General features: G+C 70.3%; 19 protein-coding genes. 5 read left to right on the forward strand and 14 right to left on the reverse strand.

Annotated elements, in window-relative coordinates:
* Positions 1-24 precede the first annotated feature (24 nt).
* From hisH to RI211_RS11475, 4 genes are all read right to left on the reverse strand, one after another.
* The gene (hisH, locus tag RI211_RS11460; protein WP_268776860.1) at positions 25-660 is read right to left on the reverse strand and encodes an imidazole glycerol phosphate synthase subunit HisH; all 636 of its coding nucleotides are present in this window, start codon (positions 658-660) and stop codon (positions 25-27) included.
* Complete coding sequence (gene hisB / locus RI211_RS11465; protein WP_060922523.1) at positions 657-1,274, reverse strand: imidazoleglycerol-phosphate dehydratase HisB; 618 nt, start codon at positions 1,272-1,274, stop codon at positions 657-659. Before hisB ends, hisH begins: the two co-directional genes overlap by 4 nt.
* Positions 1,271-2,365: a histidinol-phosphate transaminase gene (locus tag RI211_RS11470; protein WP_187661885.1), complete on the reverse strand. Its 1,095-nt coding sequence runs from the start codon at positions 2,363-2,365 to the stop codon at positions 1,271-1,273. Before RI211_RS11470 ends, hisB begins: the two co-directional genes overlap by 4 nt.
* A 64-nt stretch (positions 2,366-2,429) precedes the next feature.
* Positions 2,430-2,798: a LysM peptidoglycan-binding domain-containing protein gene (locus RI211_RS11475; RefSeq protein ID WP_187661886.1), complete on the reverse strand. Its 369-nt coding sequence runs from the start codon at positions 2,796-2,798 to the stop codon at positions 2,430-2,432.
* A 283-nt stretch (positions 2,799-3,081) separates the two neighbouring features.
* On the opposite strand from RI211_RS11475, the gene lexA reads away from it, so the two are divergent.
* Complete coding sequence (gene lexA, locus RI211_RS11480; RefSeq protein WP_025105289.1) at positions 3,082-3,768, forward strand: transcriptional repressor LexA; 687 nt, start codon at positions 3,082-3,084, stop codon at positions 3,766-3,768.
* Positions 3,769-3,832: 64 nt separating this feature from the next.
* Here the strand turns inward: lexA and metE are convergent, their stop codons facing one another.
* Entirely contained in the window at positions 3,833-6,142 is a 2,310-nt protein-coding gene (metE, locus tag RI211_RS11485; protein ID WP_315638003.1) for a 5-methyltetrahydropteroyltriglutamate--homocysteine S-methyltransferase, read from the reverse strand.
* 21 nt (positions 6,143-6,163) lie between these two features.
* The gene (locus RI211_RS11490; RefSeq protein WP_315638002.1) at positions 6,164-7,111 is read right to left on the reverse strand and encodes a methylenetetrahydrofolate reductase; all 948 of its coding nucleotides are present in this window, start codon (positions 7,109-7,111) and stop codon (positions 6,164-6,166) included.
* A gap of 184 nt (positions 7,112-7,295) precedes the next feature.
* Between RI211_RS11490 and RI211_RS11495 the strand changes: the two genes are divergently transcribed.
* Positions 7,296-9,158, forward strand: coding sequence for a S9 family peptidase (locus RI211_RS11495; protein ID WP_315638001.1), 1,863 nt, complete (start codon positions 7,296-7,298; stop codon positions 9,156-9,158).
* An 11-nt stretch (positions 9,159-9,169) separates the two neighbouring features.
* On the opposite strand, the gene smpB is transcribed toward RI211_RS11495, so the two are convergent.
* The 3 genes from smpB to ftsE form a co-directional block, all read right to left on the reverse strand.
* Positions 9,170-9,646, reverse strand: coding sequence for an SsrA-binding protein SmpB (gene smpB, locus RI211_RS11500; RefSeq protein WP_050722832.1), 477 nt, complete (start codon positions 9,644-9,646; stop codon positions 9,170-9,172).
* Between the two features lie 68 nt (positions 9,647-9,714).
* On the reverse strand, positions 9,715-10,629 hold the full coding sequence (ftsX, locus tag RI211_RS11505) for a permease-like cell division protein FtsX (RefSeq protein WP_187661891.1): 915 nt from the start codon (positions 10,627-10,629) through the stop codon (positions 9,715-9,717).
* Positions 10,626-11,732, reverse strand: a complete 1,107-nt coding sequence (gene ftsE, locus RI211_RS11510; protein WP_280571718.1) for a cell division ATP-binding protein FtsE — start codon at positions 11,730-11,732, stop codon at positions 10,626-10,628. Before ftsE ends, ftsX begins: the two co-directional genes overlap by 4 nt.
* Before the next feature lie 174 nt (positions 11,733-11,906).
* On the opposite strand from ftsE, the gene RI211_RS11515 reads away from it, so the two are divergent.
* Complete coding sequence (locus RI211_RS11515) at positions 11,907-13,250, forward strand: DUF2510 domain-containing protein (RefSeq protein WP_315638000.1); 1,344 nt, start codon at positions 11,907-11,909, stop codon at positions 13,248-13,250.
* A 60-nt stretch (positions 13,251-13,310) separates the two neighbouring features.
* Here the strand turns inward: RI211_RS11515 and prfB are convergent, their stop codons facing one another.
* The gene (gene prfB / locus RI211_RS11520) at positions 13,311-14,420 is read right to left on the reverse strand and encodes a peptide chain release factor 2 (RefSeq protein ID WP_187661893.1); all 1,110 of its coding nucleotides are present in this window, start codon (positions 14,418-14,420) and stop codon (positions 13,311-13,313) included.
* A gap of 122 nt (positions 14,421-14,542) precedes the next feature.
* Here prfB and RI211_RS11525 point away from each other — a divergent pair, with 122 nt between their 5' ends.
* A complete protein-coding gene (locus RI211_RS11525; protein WP_315638024.1) occupies positions 14,543-15,784 on the forward strand; it encodes an MFS transporter in 1,242 nt (413 codons plus the stop codon).
* Positions 15,785-15,795: 11 nt separating this feature from the next.
* Here RI211_RS11525 and RI211_RS11530 read toward each other — a convergent pair whose 3' ends face one another.
* From RI211_RS11530 to RI211_RS11545, 4 genes are read right to left on the reverse strand one after another with little or no spacing between them, the layout of a single operon-like run.
* Entirely contained in the window at positions 15,796-16,236 is a 441-nt protein-coding gene (locus RI211_RS11530; RefSeq protein WP_268776854.1) for a pilus assembly protein TadG-related protein, read from the reverse strand.
* A complete protein-coding gene (locus RI211_RS11535) occupies positions 16,233-16,667 on the reverse strand; it encodes a TadE family protein (protein ID WP_268776853.1) in 435 nt (144 codons plus the stop codon). Before RI211_RS11535 ends, RI211_RS11530 begins: the two co-directional genes overlap by 4 nt.
* Positions 16,657-17,040, reverse strand: coding sequence for a TadE/TadG family type IV pilus assembly protein (locus RI211_RS11540; protein WP_315637999.1), 384 nt, complete (start codon positions 17,038-17,040; stop codon positions 16,657-16,659). Before RI211_RS11540 ends, RI211_RS11535 begins: the two co-directional genes overlap by 11 nt.
* Before the next feature lie 19 nt (positions 17,041-17,059).
* Positions 17,060-17,239 (reverse strand): hypothetical protein, encoded by a 180-nt coding sequence (locus RI211_RS11545; protein ID WP_075245484.1) that lies wholly within the window; start codon positions 17,237-17,239, stop codon positions 17,060-17,062.
* Between the two features lie 412 nt (positions 17,240-17,651).
* Between RI211_RS11545 and RI211_RS11550 the strand changes: the two genes are divergently transcribed.
* Positions 17,652-18,296, forward strand: coding sequence for a hypothetical protein (locus tag RI211_RS11550; protein ID WP_315637998.1), 645 nt, complete (start codon positions 17,652-17,654; stop codon positions 18,294-18,296).
* The last annotated feature ends 385 nt before the right edge of the window (positions 18,297-18,681 follow it).

An 18,681-nucleotide genomic window follows, 5' to 3' on the forward strand; every position in this document is an offset into this window, starting at 1 on the left:
GCCCGGCGCCGACGCGGCTCCGGATCAGAGGCTCTGCACCCAGTTCCGGAGCAGCTGGATGCCGGCGTCTCCGGACTTCTCGGGGTGGAACTGCGTCGCCGAGAGCGGGCCGTTCTCCACGGCCGCGAGGAAGGGACCGCCGTAGGTCGCCCAGGTGAGCACGGGCTGGGGGAACGGCGGGATCACATCGAGCTCCCAGGACTGCGCCGCATAGGAGTGCACGAAGTAGAAGCGTTCCTGCTCGATCCCGCGGAACAGGACGGTGTCCTCCCCCGGCTCCACGGTGTTCCAGCCCATGTGCGGCAGGACAGGGGCGTTGAGCTCCGTCACGGCGCCCGGCCACTCGCCGAGGCCCGCGGTGTCGTGCCCGCGCTCGACGCCGTGCTCGAAGAGCACCTGCATGCCGACGCAGATACCCAGCACCGGTCGACCGCCCGCGAGACGACGGCCGATGATCTCGTCGCCGCCGTGAGCCTGCAGGGCGTCCCGCACGGCCTGGAAGGCTCCGACGCCGGGCACGACGAACCCGTCGGCCTCGAGAGCCTCGGTGCGGTCGCGCGTGAGGACGGCGTCGGCTCCCGCGGCGACGAGCGCCTTGACCGCGGAGTGGACGTTGCCGGATTCGTAGTCGAAGACGGCGACCCGGGGCGCGGCGCTCACAAGGCTCCCTTGGTGGACGGGATGCCGTCGACGAGGGGATCCAGCGCCTTCGCCTGACGGAACGCCCGCGCGAACGCCTTGAACTCGGCCTCGGCGATGTGGTGCGGGTCGCGCCCGCCCAGGACCCGGACGTGCACGGTGAGGGCGGCGTTGAAGGTGATGGCTTCGAAGACGTGCCGGACGAGCGATCCGGTGAAGTGCCCGCCGATCAGGTGGTGCTCGAAGCCCGCGGGTTCACCCTCGTGCACGAGGTACGGGCGACCGGAGATGTCGACGACCGCCTGCGCGAGCGCCTCGTCCAGGGGGACGAGGGCGTCGCCGTAGCGGGAGATGCCGGACTTGTCCCCGAGCGCGGCGAGGATCGCCTGACCGAGCACGATCGAGACGTCTTCCACGGTGTGGTGCGCGTCGATGTGGGTGTCGCCGGACGCCCGCACGGTGAGATCCGTCAGCGAGTGCTTCGCGAACGCCGTGAGCATGTGGTCGAAGAACGGCACCGAGGTGTCGATGCGGCTCGCGCCGGTACCGTCCAGGTTGAGCTCGACCTCGACGGTGGACTCCGACGTGCTGCGCACGCGGCTCGCGGTGCGTGCGGTGGGCGCGGGGATGGTCATGATGCCGATCCTATCGAGGCCAGGGCGTCCAGGAACGCCGTGGTCTCCGCCTCCGTACCGGCACTCACCCGCAGGTGACCGGGGATGCCGACGTCACGGACGAGCACGCCGCGATCGTAGAGCTGCTGCCAGGTGGCCTGCGGGTCCGCGACGCCGCCGAACAGCACGAAGTTGGACCACGAGAGGTGGGGCGTGTAGCCGAGGGCCTCCAGCGTGGCCGTGATCCGGTCGCGCTGCTCCACGATCTCCTGCACCATCCCGAGCATGACGTCGGCATTGCGGAGCGCGGCGACGGCCGCCGCCTGCGTCAGGGCGCTCAGGTGGTAGGGCAGGCGCACCAGACGCAGCGCGTCGATGAACGCGGGGTCGGCGGCGAGGTAGCCGACGCGGGCACCGGCGAAGGCGAAGGCCTTGCTCATGGTGCGGGAGACCGCCAGCCGCGGCCGGCCCTCCAGCAGAGTCAGTGCAGACGGGGCATCGCGCGGCGCGAACTCCTGATAGGCCTCGTCGACGATCACCACGCCACGGGCGGCGTCGTAGACGGCCTCCACCACGTCGAGCCCCAGCGGCGTGCCCGTCGGATTGTTCGGCGAGCAGAGGATCACGATGTCCGGGTCGGCCGCACGGACCTGCTCCGCCGCCTCCTCCGCGGTGACGGTGTAGTCCGGCTGCCGGGTGCCGGCGATCCACGACGCCCCTGTGCCCTTCGCGATGAGCGGGTACATCGAGTACGTCGGGCCGAAGCCGAATGCCGTGCGGCCCGGACCGCCGAAAGCCTGGAAGATGTGCTGCAGCACCTCGTTGGAGCCGTTTCCCGCCCAGATCTGCTCCGGCGTGAGGCCGTGACCCAGGTAGTCGGCGAAGGCCTCCCGCAGCGTCGTGAACTCACGATCCGGGTACCGGTTCACGTCCCGGATCGCCACGGCGATGTCATCGAGGATGTCGCTCGCGACCTCGTCGGGAACGGGATGCGTGTTCTCGTTCACGTTCAGAGCCACCGGCAGCGGGGCCTGGGGCGCGCCGTACGGGGTGAGTCCGCGCAGATCGTCGCGGAGCGGGAGATCGTTGAGGGAGAAGGTCACCCTTCCCATCTTAAGAGGAGCACGGAGAGCCGAGGTCATCGTGACGACCGGATCGGAAGACTCGGGCTCCGCGTCAGTCGGTGTAGCGGGCCGGGAGCGCGAGCTCCTGACCGACCTGCAGCTCGCCGCCGCGGAGGAGGTTCATACGGCTGATCTCACCGATGACCTCGCGGGGGTCGGCCTCGGGGGCGATGCTGCTCGCGATCGACCAGAGGGTATCGCCGGGCATGACCGTGACGGTCTCGACGGAGACGGCCGGTGCGTCCGCGCCGGAGGCGATCGCACTGCCCCCGCTGATGGCGGCGAAGGCGATGCCCGCTGCGAGCGGGACCGAGGCGAGCGCGAGCAGAGCGCGGCGGCCGCGTGCCGTGATCCGCAGCCGGGTGGCCGGACGGGCCGATGCCGGGAAGGCGGTCGCGGTGCTGAGGCTGATGCTGCTCATGTCTGCTCCTTACTGTCCCGGCGCCGGAGCCCGGGGAGGTTGGCGTAGCTTTCGCATCCGCGCCTCGGCCGGGAGCCGTGGATGCGAAGCTACGTTCCGAAGATATCTTCGAGTTCGAACATCTGTCAAGCTGTCTTCGAAACCGCGGCCCGCGAATCGCCCGACACGCTCGAACAGATCTTCCAGATCCGCGCTTTTCTCGGATACGGTTTCGATAAGGACACCCCACCACGGGCCACCGACATTCGAAGCGGCACGTCGGATCACGCAGTGAAGGAGCACCATGAGCGACACCTCAGCCCTCGAGTCCGAGGCGCCGCGCACCCGCCGTCGCAAGAGTCTCAGCCCGAAGCAGATGGCGATCCTCGAGGTCATCCAGGCCTCCATCGCACAGAACGGCTACCCGCCGAGCATGCGCGAGATCGGCGATGCCGTCGGACTCAAGTCGCTGTCCAGCGTCACGCACCAGCTCGGTCAGCTCGAGCTCAGCGGCTACCTGCGGCGCGACCCGGGCAAGACGCGCGCCATGGAGGTCCTCATCGACCTTCCCGGCACCGGTGCGGAGAACCCCGCGGATGTGGCGACCCCGGTCGGCGACGCCGCCCTGGTCCCGCTGGTCGGCCGCATCGCCGCCGGCGTGCCCATCACCGCCGATCAGCAGGTGGAGGAGATCTTCCCGCTCCCCCGGCAGCTCGTCGGCAAGGGCGACCTCTTCATGCTCAAGGTCTCCGGCGAGTCGATGATCGACGCCGCGATCTGCGACGGGGACTGGGTCGTGGTCCGGTCGCAGAACACCGCGGAGAACGGCGAGATCGTCGCCGCCATGCTCGACGGCGAGGCCACCGTCAAGGTACTTCGTCGTCGCGACGGCCACACCTGGCTGCTCCCCCGCAACTCCGCGTTCGAGCCGATCCTGGGCGACGAAGCCGTCGTGCTCGGCAAGGTCGTCGCGGTCATGCGCGCCGTCTGAGACACACGACGAAGGCCCTCCCGGTGCACCGGGAGGGCCTTCGTCGTCTCGCTGAGCAGGAGTGTCAGGCGGTGACCACCACGTCCTCGCGCACCCGGCGGGTGGCCTCGACGATGTTCCGCAGCGATGCGGTGGTCTCGGCGTAGCCGCGGGTCTTCAGGCCGCAGTCCGGGTTCACCCAGAGCTGACGGAGCGGGATCTCCTCGACCGCGCGACGCAGCAGGGACTCGACCTCCTCGACCGTCGGCACACGCGGCGAGTGGATGTCGTAGACACCGGGGCCGATGCCGTGGTCGAAGCCGACCTCGGCGATGTCCGCGACGACCTCCATGCGGCTGCGGGCCGCCTCGATCGACGTCACGTCGGCGTCGAGCGCACGGATCGCGTCGATCACGACGCCGAACTCCGAGTAACAGAGGTGGGTGTGCACCTGCGTGGCCGCCGCGGCACCGCCCGTCGCCAGACGGAACGAGGCGACGGACCAGTCCAGGTACGCGGGCTGGTCGGTCTGCTTCAGCGGCAGCAGCTCGCGTAGCGCCGGCTCGTCGACCTGGATCACCTGGATGCCCGCGGCCTCCAGATCGGCGATCTCGTCGCGGAGGGCGAGCGCGACCTGGTTCGCGGTCTCCCCCAGAGGCTGGTCGTCGCGGACGAAGGACCACGCGAGGATGGTGACCGGCCCCGTGAGCATGCCCTTCATGTGCTTCGCGGTGAGCGACTGGGCGTATGCCGACCAGGCGACCGTGATGGGCGCCGGGCGGGAGACATCGCCCCAGAGGATCGACGGACGCGTGGCTCGCGAGCCGTACGACTGCACCCAGCCGTGCTGCGTGACCGCGAAGCCGTCGAGGTGCTCTGCGAAGTACTGCACCATGTCGTTCCGCTCGGGTTCGCCGTGCACGAGGACGTCGAGGCCGAGGTCCTCCTGCAGGGAGACGACCGCGGCGACCTCACGGCGGAGGAACTCCTCGTAGTCGTCCTCGGGGATCTCGCCGCGGAGGAACTGCGCGCGTGCGCGGCGGATGTCGCCGGTCTGCGGGAAGGAGCCGATCGTCGTCAGGGGCAGCACCGGCAGGCCGAGGACATTCTGCGCCTCTTCCCGCTCCGCGTACGGAGCACGGGCGAAGTCGGCGTCGGTCAGCGCACGGGAACGCACCGCACCGTCGCGCACGCCGGGAGCGCTCAGGCGATCCTGCAGCGCAGCGGTCGCGGCGTCCAGCTCGGTCGCGATCGCCGTGCGCCCTTCGGACAGACCGCGGGCGAGGCTCACGACCTGCTGCACCTTCTGGTCCGCGAACGCGAGCCAGGAGACCAGGCGCTCGTCGAGCGCGGTCTCGTCCTGCACGTCGTGCGGCACGTGCAGCAGCGAGGTCGAGGTGGCCGCGGACACCGGAGCACCGAGCGCGCGGAGCGCCTCCAGGGAGTCGAGCGCCGCGGAGAGGTCGCCACGCCAGATGTTGTGACCGTCGATCACACCGCCGACGAGGGTCTTGCCCTCGAGGCCAGGCACCGCTTCCGGGACGGCACCGCGCACGAGGTCGACGGCGATCGCCTCGATGGGGGCCGCGGCCACGGTCCCGAACGTCTCGCCGAGGCTCGCATACGGGGCCGCGACGAGGATCGAGGGACGTTCCTCGGCGCTGCCCAGCACCGCGAGCGCGCGCTCCGCCGCCGAGGCGAGCTGCGCGGTCGTGGCCGGCAGCGACTCGCTGACGAGCGCGGGCTCGTCGAGCTGCACCCACTCGGCACCCGCGGCACGCAGGCGGGCGAGCAGATCGACGTAGACCGGCAGCACGTCCTCCAGACGCGAGAGCGGCTCGAAGCCCTCCGGCGCGTCGTCCGACGCCTTCGCGAGCGCCAGCAGCGTGACCGGTCCGACGACCACGGGACGCGTGACGAATCCGGCGGCCGCGGCCTCGGCGACCTCGCGCACCAGCCGGTCGCTGGCGAGGGAGAACACCGTCTCCGGACCGATCTCCGGCACGAGGTAGTGGTAGTTCGAGTCGAACCACTTCGTCATCTCCAGCGGCGCGCGCTCCCCCTCGCCGCGTGCGACGGTGAACAGTGCGGAGAGTCCGATCGTCCCGTCCGCCTCCCGCAGGTCGTCGAAGCGCGCGGGGATGGCGCCGACCGTGGCGGCGGCGTCGAGGACCTGGTCGTAGAACGAGAAGGACTCCGGGATCGACGAGTCCGTGCGACCGAGACCGAGCGCGGCCAGGCGTTCACGGGTCGCCGCGCGCAGGTCCGCTGCCGTCCGCTCCAGCTCCTGCTCGTCGATGCGGCCCGCCCAGAATGCCTCGACGGCCTTCTTGAGCTCGCGGCGGCGGCCGATGCGGGGATAGCCGAGGATGGTGCCCTCGGGGAATGCGGTCATGGTGTTTCCTTTCGGCGGGGACTAGTGCCGGAGCGCCGGGATGATGCCGGCTTCGGCGAGGACGGTCAGGACGGTCTCGTGCTGGTTGAAGGCGTACAGGTGGACGCCGGGGGCGCCGCCGGCGACGACGTCGGCGGCGAGGCGGGCGGCCCACGAGATCCCGATCTCCCGGCGCCCCTCGGCCGTGGGCTCGACGTCGAGGGCGACCGAGAGCTCGCTCGGCAGGTCCTCCCCCGTGAGCTCCAGCACCCGGGCCAGCCGGGCAGGTGAGGTGATCGGCATGATGCCGGGGAGGATCGGGATGGTGACGCCGCCCGCTCGGGCACGCTCCACGAAGGCGAGGTAGTCGTCCGGGTGGAAGAAGAGCTGGGTGATGGCGAAGGTCGCCCCTGCCGCCTGCTTGGCGAGCAGAGCCTCCACGTCCTGGGTGCGGTGCGTGGCCCGCGGGTGCCCCTTCGGGAAGGCCGCGACCGCGATGTCGACCTTCTGACGGGGCGCCACCAGCGCGGCTCCGGGAAGGCCGGGGACAGGGGACTCCTGGTACGGAGCACGTTCGGCCTGGACGCGATCGATGAGCTGCACGAGCTGAGCTGCGCTCTCCAGGTCGCCGAGGAAGGGCTCGGTCCGGCCCGCGGGCGGATCGCCGCGGAGGGCGAGGAAGCGGAGGATCCCGGCGTCGAGGAACTCCCGGATGAGCGCCGTGGCCCCGGCATAGGTGTTGCCGACGCACGTGAGATGGGCGAGGGGCTCGACGTCGGTGTGCTCGCGGATGAACCGCAGCACGTCGAGCGAGCGTCCCCCGGTCGAGCCGCCGGCGCCGTACGTCACCGAGAGGAACGCGGGCCCCGCCGCGGCGAGGTGACGGACGGTCTCGTGCAGCGCCTCCTGGCTCGACTCCGAGCGGGGCGGATACAGCTCGAAGGAGAACGGCACGCGGGAGGCGCGGGAGGCGTCGAACGGGGAAGACATCTTCTCTCCAGGGGACAGGGGCCGGGGTCCGCGCACGACGAACAGCACGTCGTTCGCGGGCGGGTGCCGGGCTCGGCTGTCGCTCCACGTCCGGGATCAACCGGGCGTTTCCAGAAACCTAGAACACGCCCTCGGCCCGCCGCACGAGTGTGACGTCGTGTGTCACCGCCCGTAGGCTCGACGCATGTCCTCACCGTTCGGCTCCTGGTCCTCCCCCTTCACCGCCGCCGCCGTCGCCGGAGCAGCTCCCCGCATCGACGGAGCACGCTTCGTCGGCGATGAGGTGTGGTGGGCCGAGTCCGTGCCCGCCGAGGGCGGACGCGTCACGGTGCGCAGCTCGACGGGGGCGGAGATCCTCCCGGCACCCTGGAACGCCCGCTCCCGCGTGCACGAGTACGGGGGCGGTGCCTGGACCGTCGACGGCGACACCCTGTACTTCGTCTCCGGCGCCGACCAGCGTGTGCACCGCATGGACCGCGGCGCGGAGCCGCGCCCCCTCACCGCCGCCGGCCCGTCGTACGGCGGGCTGCGCGTGCAGAGCGGCCGCCTGCTGGCGGTCCGCGAAGACCTCTCGGCCGCCCCGCACCGCCGCGCGATCGTGGAGATCCCCGTGGACGGCTCGGCCGCCGACGAAGCGGCTGCGGTGCGCGTGATCGCGGAGGGCACCGGGTTCTTCGCCCACCCCGCTCTCTCGCCGGACGGCAGCCGGGTGGCCTGGGTCGAGTGGCAGGCGGACAGCATGCCGTGGGAGAGTGCCGTCCTCGCCATCGGGGCGGTGGACGGCGGGACCGTCACCTGCGTCCCCACCTCCGCGGCCCTGCAGCCGGAGTGGAGCGGCGACGACGCGCTCGTGTTCGCCGACGACGCTTCAGGGCGCTGGCAGCTCCAGCACCTCGCACTGGACGGCCTCCGGCTCGGCGCCTCGCGCGCGCTGACCTCGTCGGACGCGGATACCGGATACGGCCTCTGGGTGCTCGGCAACCGCTGGTTCCAGGTCCTGGCCGACGGGCGCCTCGTGGCGGTGCGCACGAATGGACGCGACGAGGTGCAGCTCGTGTCCGCGGACGGCGAGACCCGGGCGATCACGGTGCCGGGCGACGGGCACCTCAGCGTGGACGACGTCGCCGGCTCCCGCGTGCTGCTCAGCGGAGACGGCTCGCGCGTGACCTCAGGCATCTGGTGCGTCGATGTCGACAGTGGGACCGTCGAGACCATCACCGGTGGCGCTCCGGTCGACGAGGACTGGATGCCGGGGGCGCAGCAGATCGTCGTGGAAGGGGCACACGGCCCCGTGCACGCGTTCGCTTATCCGCCCGCCGCGCCCGGAGACCCCCGCGGCGCCGACGGGGAGCTGCCGCCCTACATCGTGCTCGTGCACGGCGGTCCGACCGCCCATGTCACCGGTGCGGCCTCCGCCTCCATCGCGTTCTTCACGAGCCGGGGCATCGGGGTCCTCGACGTCAACTACGGCGGATCGACGGGATATGGACGCGCCTACCGCGACCGTCTGCAGGGACAGTGGGGCATCGTCGACGTGGACGACGTGATCGCGGCGGCCCGCGGCCTCGCGGACGCCGGGCTGGCAGACTCCACCCGCATCGCCATCCGCGGGGGCTCGGCCGGCGGCTGGACGGTGCTCTCCGCACTCGTCCGGGGCGGCACGTTCGCGGCCGGCATCAGCCGCTACGGTGTCGCGGATCTCCGGCTGCTCGCCGCCGAGACCCACGACTTCGAGGCGTCGTACCTCGACGGCCTCGTGGGTCCGCTCCCCGCGGCCGAGGACGTCTACATCGAGCGCTCGCCCCTGACGCACGCCGACCGCATCGACGTTCCGGTGCTGCTGCTGCAAGGCGGGGAGGACCGCGTCGTGCCGCCGTCCCAGTCCGAGGCCATCCGCGACGCTCTGGCGGCGAACGGCATCGACCACGAGTACGTGCTGTACCCGGGCGAGGGCCACGGGTTCCGCAGCGCGGAGACCATCGTCGACGCGCTGGAGCGGGAGCTCGCCTTCCTCGGCCGGGTGTTCGGCTTCACGCCGAGCCTCTGAGCCGGCTCGGGCTACTCGCCGACCCGGTTGCGCAGGCGCATCGCGCGCTCGGCCTCGCGGGTGTCCTGACGCTCGCGGAGGGTCTGGCGCTTGTCGTACTCGCGCTTGCCCTTCGCGAGGGCGATCTCGACCTTGGCGCGACCGTCCGAAAAGTACAGCTTGAGCGGGATGAGCGTGTATCCGCCCGCGGAGACGGCGTGAGCGAGCTTCGCGATCTCCTCCCGGTGCAGGAGCAGCTTGCGGATGCGCTTGGCCGAGTGGTTCGTCCAGTGCCCCTGCGAGTACTCCGGGATGTGCACGGCATCGAGGAAGACCTCGTTGCCCTTCACGAACGCGTACCCGTCGCTGAGGTTCGCGCGCCCCTGACGGAGCGACTTCACCTCGGTGCCGGTGAGCACCATCCCCGCCTCGTACGACTTCTCGATGTTGTAGTCGTGACGCGCGCGACGATTGGTCGCGATGACCTTCTCCCCGCGTTCCCTGGGCATGATGATCTCCTGTGCTGTCGTGCTGTGGACGGCTCGACAGCGGATCGGTCGAGCAGCCTTTCAGGGTATCAGGTGCGCAGCCAACGCCGGATCGCGAAGCCGGCCGAGAGCGCCGCGAGCACGACGCCGATCCCGACGAGGACCGGGACCACGAGGATCGCGTCCTGCATGGTCACCCACGTCGTGATGAACGGCACCCGTCCGCGGAGATAGCCGTTCACGCCGAAGTGCATGCCGGCGACGACCGCCGCGCTCGCGAGAGCCGAGCCCAGCAACGCGGCGAAGACGCCCTCCAGCACGAACGGCGTCTGGATGAAGCGGTTCGAGGCGCCGACCAGGCGCATGATCCCGATCTCCTTCCGTCGCGCATAGGCGGACAAGCGGATGGTGGTGGCGATCAGAAGCGTCGCGGCGATGAGCATGAGGACGGCGATGCCGACGGCGATGTAGGTCGCCACGGTGAGCGCGGAGAACAGCGGTTCGAGGTATTGGAGCTGGTCCTGGACCTGTTCCACTCCGGCTTGGCCGTTGAAGGCCTCGGCGAGGACCTGCGACTGGCCCGGGTCCTTCATCGTGACGAAGAAGACCTCGAACGCCTGATCGGGCGAGAGCACGCTGGCCTGCTCCTCCCCGACCTGCTCGACGAGCTTGGCGTAGGTCTCCTCCTTCGTGTCGAAGGTCATGGAGCTGATGAGCGGCGACAACGCGTCGCCCTCGAGCTGGGCGCGCACGGCGGCGACCTGCTCCTCGCTCGCCGCGCCGTCGACGCAGGTGTCCGACTCCGACACCGCGGAGCACATGTAGACGGCCACCTGGGCGCGCTCGGCCCAGTAGCCGCGCATGACGCCGATCTGGGACTGCATGAGGATCGCGGCGCCGACGAACGTCAGCGACACGAAGGTGACGAGCACGACGGAGATGACCATCGAGATGTTGCGCCGCAGGCCGACGAGGGCCTCGGTCAGGATCAGGCCGATTCTCATGAGGTCGGGCCCACTTCCTCGTCGTCCTGGTCGGACAGCCCGAGGCGGTCGGCGACGCCGAGCTCGGCGACGTCCACCTCCGGGATCACGATCGGATGCGTGCGCGGACCTGCGGGCGCGGGACGCTCGGCAGCGGGCTGCGGCGCGGCCGGTGGCTGCACGACGTCCGGCGGTTCGACCACGCCGGGCTCCCGCGAGGGCTCCGGCGGCTCGACCACCTGCGGAGCGGGTTCGGCGGCGGGCTTGGTGACCGCGGGAGACGCGGCGGCGGCACGGCGCTGGGCGTCCAGCTCCTCCGCCAGGGCCGCGCGGACCACGGAGAGGTCGGCGGTCTGGCGTTGCACCTCCTGCACGGCCGTGAGGGCTGCGGCGGCCGCGGCACCGCGGACCTCCTCCGGCACCAGGCGCGGGATGTTCGAGGTGTCGCCGTATCCGCCGTGCACCTCGTCGCGGACCATCTCGCCGTCGCGGAGCTCGATCACGCGGCGGCGCATCTGGTCGACGAACCCGGCCTCGTGGGTGGCCATGAGCACCGTCGTGCCACCCGCGTTGATCCGGGCGAGCAGCTGCATGATGTCGACGGAGGTCGCCGGGTCGAGGTTTCCGGTGGGCTCGTCGGCGAGCAGCACCTGAGGACGGTTGACGAGCGCCCTGGCGATCGCGACGCGCTGCTGCTCGCCGCCGGAGAGCTCGTGCGGCATGCGCTTCTCCTTGCCGTCGAGCCCGACGAGGGCGAGCGCCTCGGGAACCGCCTGCTGGATGAAGCCCCGGGACGAGCCGGTGACCTGCAGCGTGAAGGCGACGTTCTGATGGACGGTCTTGGACGGGAGCAGGCGGAAGTCCTGGAACACCGAGCCGATGTGCCGACGGAAGTAGGGCACCTTCCGGTTCGCCAGAGCCCGCAGGTCGCGGCCGAGGACGGCGACACGGCCCGTCGTCGGCACGTCCTCGCGGAGGATGAGGCGCAGACAGGAGGACTTGCCGGACCCGGAGGCACCGACCAGGAAGACGAACTCCCCGCGCTGCACCTCGAAGTCGACACCGGACAGGGCGGGCTTCGACGTCCCGCGGTAGCGTTTCGTGACGTTCTCGAACCGAATCATGGCGATTCGAGCCTAAGCGCGGCACGGGCGTCGCCCCGGCACGACACCCCGCCGCGCGGCACGCCGTGCCGCTCTTCCTCCTCCCCCGTCGGCCCACCGAGGTCCGCGCCCGCTGCTATACATGGAGTGTCGATTCGCGTCCACCACGCGAGCGCACACACGGAGGGGACCCCCATGACGACACCTGCCGGCTGGTACGACGACGGTTCCGGGCGCCTGCGCTGGTGGGACGGCCAGCAGTGGACCGAACACTTCGCGCCGGAGACCACCGCGACGCCCGAGGACACCACCGCTGCGGCGGCTGAGGACGCGGGCGCGGACAGCACTTCCGCGGAGAGCGCCTCCGCGGCGACTTCCGACGGCGCTCCCCCGGCGGAGGAACCGACCGCCGCAGCGGAGCCCTCCACACCCGAACCCGTCGCCGCCGAACGGGAGATCGCTCCGGACGAGCCCGCGACCGACTTCATCGTCGCTCCCGAGCCCGCGCAGGACTGGACGGCGCCCGCCAGCGGCGCGCACGATCTCCCCGGCGCGGCACCGATCGTCCCTCCGGTCGGTACCGACGGCGGCACGGCGGCCTATCCCCCCGCGGCACCGTTCCCCCCCGACCAGAACGCGTATCAGGGCCAGGGCGGATACCCGGCGCAGGGTGCGTACCCGGGCTCGCAGAGTGGCGGCGGCTACCCGGGACAGGTACCGGGCGGACAGGGCGCGTACCCCGGGCAGGGCGCGTACCCCGGACAGGCCGCCTATCCGGGCCAGGCACCGGCCACCGACGGCCCGAAGAAGATGTCGGTGCTCGGCCTCGTCGGTCTCGGGATCGCCGCGCTCGGCCTCATCCTCGCGTTCATCCCTCTGACGCTCCCGTTCGCCTGGTTCCTCCTGGCGGCCGGGTTCATCGTCTCGCTCATCTCCCTGTTCCTGAAGGGCACCAAGTGGCCGGGGATCACCGGCCTCGGGGTCTCGGTGCTCGGCGGGATCGTCGCGATCGTCGTGAGCATCATCTTCGTGGTGTCCGTCGCGAACACCGTGCGCCCTGTCACGCTTCCCGACTACGACGAGGGCACGAGCCAGAGCCCAGCACCGGAGACCGATGACACCGGCGACGCGGGCACGGGCGAGGTCGCCGAGGGCACGCTCGGCGAGCCGGTCACCGTGCCGCAGCTGGAGGGCACCGCCGAGGTCACGATCCGCTCGGCCACGTTCGGCCCGACCAACGGCTCGGACTTCGAGGCCAGCAACGGCGGTTACCTCGTGATCGACCTCGCCTGGGAGACGCTCGACGGGACGACCTACGTCAACCCGCTCTACTTCTCCGTGGAGACGGCCGACGGCGCCGAGGGCGACTACGACATCTTCGGCGATGCGACGCTCGAGTCCAGCGAGCAGGAAGCCGGTTCGACGGTGGAGGGCACGGTGTCGTTCGACGTCGCCGAGAGCCCGTCCTACGTGGTCGTCATCACGGACGAGATGCTGCAGGAGGTCGCCCGCGTGACCGTCGAGGCGTCGGCACGCTGACCCTTCCGCACCGCACGACGAAGGCCCCGGGAGCTCCCGGGGCCTTCGTCGTCGTGCAGGTCAGTCCTCGTCTTTGCGCTTGCGCCAGCGGATGCCCGCGGAGATGAAGTCATCGAGGTCGCCGTCGAACACGGCGGCCGGGTTGCCGGACTCCTGGCCCGTGCGCAGGTCCTTGACGAGCTGCTGGCCGTAGAGGAAGTAGGAGCGCATCTGGTCGCCCCAGCTCGCGGTGATGTTGCCCGCGAGCTCCTTCTTCTTGGCGGCCTCCTGCTCCTTCTGCAGCAGGAGGAGGCGGTTCTGCAGCACCCGCATGGCCGCAGCACGGTTCTGGATCTGCGACTTCTCGTTCTGCATCGACACGACGATGCCGGTCGGCAGGTGGGTGATGCGCACGGCGGAGTCGGTCGTGTTGACGGACTGGCCGCCGGGGCCGGAGGAGCGGAAGACGTCGACCCGGATGTCGTTCTCGGGGATGTCGACCTCGGTCGCCTCCTCCATGAGCGGGATGACCTCGACGGCGGCGAACGACGTCTGGCGCTTGTCGGCCGAGCCGAACGGGCTGATGCGCGCGAGGCGGTGCGTGCCGGCCTCGACGGAGATGGTGCCGAAGGCGTAGGGCGCGTCGATCTCGAAGGTCGCCGACTTGATGCCGGCCCCCTCCGCGTAGGAGGTGTCCATGACCTTCACGGGGTACTTGTGGCGCTCCGCCCAGCGCAGGTACATGCGCATGAGCATCTCGGCGAAGTCGGTGGCGTCGTCGCCGCCGGCGCCGGAGCGGATGGTGACGATCGCGCTGCGCTCGTCGTACTCTCCGTCGAGCAGCGTCTGCACCTCGAGCTGGTTGATGAGGTCGGTGAGCGTCTGCAGCTCCTTGCGCGCCTCGATCGCCGACTCCTCGTCGCCCATCTCGTTCGCGAGGTCGACGAGGACCTCGAGGTCGTCGAGCCGCTGGGCGATGCCGGTGATACGGGCCAGCTCCGACTGGCGGTGGCTCAGGGCGCTGGTGACCTTCTGGGCGTTCTCGGTGTCGTCCCAGAGGTCGGGCGCGCCGGCCTCCTCGCTGAGACGCGCGATGTCCTCGCGGAGACGGTTGACATCGACGACCTCGCTGATGTCGCCGAAGGTGTGCCTGAGCGCCTGGATTTCGGCGGAGAGATCTAGTTCGAGCATGACACCTCAGCCTAACGTGCCGCCCGCGCGCGCGGGGACGGGCGTGTCCGGCCCTTCGCGCCGACCGGAGTACCGTGAGGGACGTGAGCAGTGCATCCACGGTCCTCCGCCAGTTCGGCCCGATGGTGTACCTGCCGACCGTCCTCTTCTCCCTCGGCGAAGGTGCGGTCATCCCGCTCATCCCGGTCATCGCCGCGTCGATGGGTGCCGACGTCGCCTTCGCGGCCCTCGTCGCCTCGGCGCTCGTGGTCGGCCAGCTCTGCGGGAACCTCCCGGCCGGGTGGGCCGTAGGGCGCATCGGCGAGCGCTTCACGATGGTGATCGCGGGCGTCATCGCCATCCTCGCTGCCGTCGGCATGGTCTTCGCGCCGTCACTCGGGGTCCTCGCGGCGTCGGTGTTCCTCCTCGGCCTGTGCGCAGCCGCCTTCGGGCTGGCCCGGCACGCGTTCATGACCACGCGGGTGCCGCTGACGTTCCGCGCCCGCTCGCTCTCCCTGCTGGGCGGCAGCTTCCGCCTGGGCATCTTCATCGGCCCGTTCGTCTCCGCAGGTCTCCTGCAGCTCTTCGGCACGGAGGCTGCGGCGATCTGGTTTTTCCTCGGTTGCCTCGTGGTGATGGTCGTGCTCGTGCTCTTCGGACCGGATCCGGAGAAGACCGTCGCCCCGCTGCGGACGACCGTCCGGTTCGCAGAGGACAGCGGCGAGGCCGTGAGCGGGTCGATCCCGACCATCGAGCGGGTCGGGATCTTCCAGACGATGTGGCGCCAGCGCGGAGTGCTCGGGCGGCTCGGACTCGCCGCGGCCTCGCTCTCGGCGGTGCGGTCGGCGCGACAGGTCGTCCTCCCGCTGTGGGGACTCTCGCTGGGCCTCGACGCCTCGACCATCGCCCTCGTCGTCGGCGTTTCCGGAGCCATCGACTTCGCCCTCTTCTACGCCAGCGGCCAGGTGATGGACCGCTTCGGCCGGCTCTGGGCGGCCATGCCCGCGATGGTGCTGATGGGTGCCGGGTTCCTCGCCCTGTCGGTCACGCACGACGTCGACTCCGCGGTGCTCTGGTTCGGTATGTTCGCCGCGGTCCTCGGCGTCGGCAACGGGCTGTCCAGCGGCATCCTCCTCACCCTCGGCGCGGATGTCGCCCCGAAGCACGACCCCGCCGCGTTCCTCGGGTCGTGGCGCACGCTGACCGACGCCGGCGGCGCGGTCGCCCCGCTCCTCGTCTCGGGCATCACCGCGGTCGCCTCCCTGTCGTTCGCGGCCGGGGCCATGGGTCTGATCGGACTCGTCGGCGCCGCCGGGTTCCTCCGCTGGATCCCCCGGTTCGTCCCCCGGACGCCGCCGAGCACGCCGGACCCGTCCGAGGACTGACCGCCCGGTCGCTAGCGCAGCGCCGTGCGGCTCGTCGCGGACGCCTGCAGCGGCACCCCGTCGGGCACGAACGGCGAGAGCAGCGGCGGATGCCAGATCGCTGCGACGGTGACGCGCGCGCTCACGCCGTCCGGGGTGCCCGCGCCGACGACGGTCGCCTCGAACCCCGCGTCACGGACGAGCGGCCCCGCCTGCTCGGCCACCCTCGCGTCGGTGAGCGTCGCACGCGGCACCTCCCCCTCCACCTGCAGCGTGAAGCCGTCCGCTCCGGCGAGCGCCGCCGCATCCGCGAGCCCGTCCAGGCGCTTCTGGGTGAGGTAGAGGTCGGTGGCGCAGACACACACGGACAGCACGGCGAGCGCGAGGATCAGGTAGCCGAGGACGAGGAGCAGCACGCTCCCCTCGTCGTCGCCCCTTCCGTCCTTGTCCGCGTCGCGCGTGCGCCGGCTCATCCGCCGCTCCAGCGTCGGGAGACCTTCTGCACCGACACGGCTTCCACGGGGACGGACGTCGCCTGGTCGAGTCCGAGCACTCCCGGCACGAGCGGCAGCGGCACGCGCGTCGAGACCGTGACGACCACCGTCGCTCCCGCCGCCGGACAGGCCGATGCCCGGGGGCGACACGACACCGCGACGTCGACCGCTCCGCGATCGATGCCGTACTCCGCGACGATCCCGTCCAGCACCTGCTCCCCGCGGGCTGCGGCCCCTGCGACGTCGGGTGCCGAGGCGATGGCACGTGCGGCCTGCCGCGCCGCGGCCTCGACGCCGAGCGACTGCTCCTGCACCGAACCCACGGCGATCACGAGGTACAGCAGCGGCACGAGCAGGATCACCCCGACAGTGATGAACTCCAGCGAGCTCGATCCCGCGTCATCGCGCATCGAACGACTCCGCCGGTGCGGAGGCTTCGACCTGCAGGGCCGCCGGGACACCGATGAGGCCGAACACCGGGAGGGTCGTCCGGATGCGGACCTCGACGGTCTCCTGTCCCTCTCGCCGCGCCGAGGCGACCGTGATGTCGTCGGCGTAGGAGGGGCCGATCGCGCGACGGATGACCTCGCGCGCCCGCTCCTCCCCCTCCTTAGCGGTCGTGTCGGCGAGCGCCGCGTAGTACGCGCCTTCGACGGCCGCATCGTGGACGACGTTGCGCACGTAGATCGCGAACGCCAGCTGCAGCACAGCGAGGGTCAGCGCGGTGAGAAGGGTGCCGACGAGCAGGAACTCCACCGGGTTCGATCCGCGGTCATCCGTCATCCCCGCAGGCGCACGCATGTCAGAGCCCCGACACCCGCTGGATGGCCTGCTCGAAGAGGGAGGTGAGCGCGGGCCCGGCGACCGCCCAGATGAGCACAACGAGGCCCGCGGTCATCAGGGTGACGAGCACCCAGCCCGGGACGTCTCCCCGTTCGTCGTCGTGGAAGGCACGGAGCATCGAGCGCGCACGAGAGATCATGCGGCCAGTGTGCATCGAAGACCTGCCGCGGCGCGGACGTTATCCACAGGGCTGTGCGAGTGGCTCGGCCCTCACGCGGCGACACCAGTGCGAGGCGGTCTTTGTCCGAGCCGGAGCCGGCCTGCCAGATCGTGCCAGAAGTCACCAAGCGAATCCGTGTTATTCACGTGCACCTCGCGCCATGCCGAAGCCCGTCTAGCCACGGAGGGACCACACGTCCGCAGCCGGACGCGATGACGTGCTCGCCGACAGATCCTCATGGACTGCCACCTACTGTGGCTCATCTTGTGTCTTGTGTCCCCCAAAAAGGGGACAGACACCTGATCACTCCGAGGTTACTGTGACGCTGGCCCGCAGGTGCGAGCCATTTAGCGATGATGGGGGTTCGGAAATGTGTGAATGGCGTGCAGGGATGGCGTTAGTTGCTATCGTTGCGATGCTGGGAACAGGAGTCGCGCCGGCAGCGGCTCAAGCACCCGACGAGTCCGAGCGGACGACGATCACTACATTTGGCTTCGTGCCGACAGACAGCGCTGGCACGGCCGCGCAAACCGACGTAGAAGCCCAGATCGCCGAGGTGGAATCCCTCGAGGCTTCGGACGCTCCATTGGCTGCCCCTTACGACTCGAGCAAGATGCCGAGTGGGTCGCCAAAAGACCGCGCAGCGATGGCCGCGGGTGACACGGCCTATCGGATCGTCTCGACGTGGACCGATAACATTGCAAAGCCGATCGTTGCTCGCGCGGGCAATGGAACCACATGGGGTCTCACCAAGGTTCAGAACAAGCATCATGTCAACCTCAACATGATCAAGAAAACGACAAAGTTCCCGAGGCCGACCGGCGGCCGCGTCACTCAAGGCACCTCCACCATTTACTTGACGGACGCGATCGAATGGGAGTGCTGGATCGGTTCCTGCAAGCCGAAGCGCTCGATGACGGTGAAGGTGGTGATCGAGAACGCGCGCATGAGCGACGGCAAGCAAAAGGGACTTATCACGGCATACTGTATGGGCGTCACGGTGTGCCCCCAGTGGGTCATTAACGTTGCGGGATGAAGGGCACATTACGCATGTGTAGCGACGTGAATGCAGAGACCTTTCTCTCAGCGGTCCGCGAAGAATGGGATAAGGCGCACGGGACGATCGTGGTGCCGGCGGAACTCGAGTTGACGCGTCTGGAAGCCGACGGCGAGTCGTTGACATTGCAGGTTACAGACTCCGCTGGGTCGCGCTTCGGTTGGCGTACGCCACTTCCGGCCCATATGCGCAGTAATAACAAGACACCAGGAGAAACGGGAACACCACAGCATTGGGCGCTCTGGGAAGTCCTCATTCCCCTGGTAGAAGAGCTCGAGACGAACGCTGCAACTCGGTTGCCGCCCGACATCGACGGGGTGAGGTGGATCTCGAGGTAAGGCCGCTCACGCCGAGACCGTGCATC

The sequence above is a fragment of the Microbacterium meiriae genome (assembly GCF_032364335.1).
Lineage (GTDB): Bacteria > Actinomycetota > Actinomycetes > Actinomycetales > Microbacteriaceae > Microbacterium > Microbacterium meiriae.

Excerpts from the sequence above, each read along its gene's own strand:
- hisB (WP_060922523.1), bottom strand. The coding sequence starts at position 1,274 with ATGACCATCCCCGCGCCCACCGCACGCACCGCGAGCCGCGTGCGCAGC.
- RI211_RS11470 (WP_187661885.1), bottom strand. The coding sequence starts at position 2,365 with ATGGGAAGGGTGACCTTCTCCCTCAACGATCTCCCGCTCCGCGACGAT.
- RI211_RS11475 (WP_187661886.1), bottom strand. The coding sequence starts at position 2,798 with ATGAGCAGCATCAGCCTCAGCACCGCGACCGCCTTCCCGGCATCGGCC.
- lexA (WP_025105289.1), top strand. The coding sequence starts at position 3,082 with ATGAGCGACACCTCAGCCCTCGAGTCCGAGGCGCCGCGCACCCGCCGT.
- metE (WP_315638003.1), bottom strand. The coding sequence starts at position 6,142 with ATGACCGCATTCCCCGAGGGCACCATCCTCGGCTATCCCCGCATCGGC.
- RI211_RS11490 (WP_315638002.1), bottom strand. The coding sequence starts at position 7,111 with ATGTCTTCCCCGTTCGACGCCTCCCGCGCCTCCCGCGTGCCGTTCTCC.
- RI211_RS11495 (WP_315638001.1), top strand. The coding sequence starts at position 7,296 with ATGTCCTCACCGTTCGGCTCCTGGTCCTCCCCCTTCACCGCCGCCGCC.
- smpB (WP_050722832.1), bottom strand. The coding sequence starts at position 9,646 with ATGCCCAGGGAACGCGGGGAGAAGGTCATCGCGACCAATCGTCGCGCG.
- ftsX (WP_187661891.1), bottom strand. The coding sequence starts at position 10,629 with ATGAGAATCGGCCTGATCCTGACCGAGGCCCTCGTCGGCCTGCGGCGC.
- ftsE (WP_280571718.1), bottom strand. The coding sequence starts at position 11,732 with ATGATTCGGTTCGAGAACGTCACGAAACGCTACCGCGGGACGTCGAAG.
- RI211_RS11515 (WP_315638000.1), top strand. The coding sequence starts at position 11,907 with ATGACGACACCTGCCGGCTGGTACGACGACGGTTCCGGGCGCCTGCGC.
- prfB (WP_187661893.1), bottom strand. The coding sequence starts at position 14,420 with ATGCTCGAACTAGATCTCTCCGCCGAAATCCAGGCGCTCAGGCACACC.
- RI211_RS11525 (WP_315638024.1), top strand. The coding sequence starts at position 14,543 with ATGGTGTACCTGCCGACCGTCCTCTTCTCCCTCGGCGAAGGTGCGGTC.
- RI211_RS11530 (WP_268776854.1), bottom strand. The coding sequence starts at position 16,236 with ATGAGCCGGCGCACGCGCGACGCGGACAAGGACGGAAGGGGCGACGAC.
- RI211_RS11535 (WP_268776853.1), bottom strand. The coding sequence starts at position 16,667 with ATGCGCGATGACGCGGGATCGAGCTCGCTGGAGTTCATCACTGTCGGG.
- RI211_RS11540 (WP_315637999.1), bottom strand. The coding sequence starts at position 17,040 with ATGACGGATGACCGCGGATCGAACCCGGTGGAGTTCCTGCTCGTCGGC.
- RI211_RS11545 (WP_075245484.1), bottom strand. The coding sequence starts at position 17,239 with ATGATCTCTCGTGCGCGCTCGATGCTCCGTGCCTTCCACGACGACGAA.
- RI211_RS11550 (WP_315637998.1), top strand. The coding sequence starts at position 17,652 with ATGGCGTTAGTTGCTATCGTTGCGATGCTGGGAACAGGAGTCGCGCCG.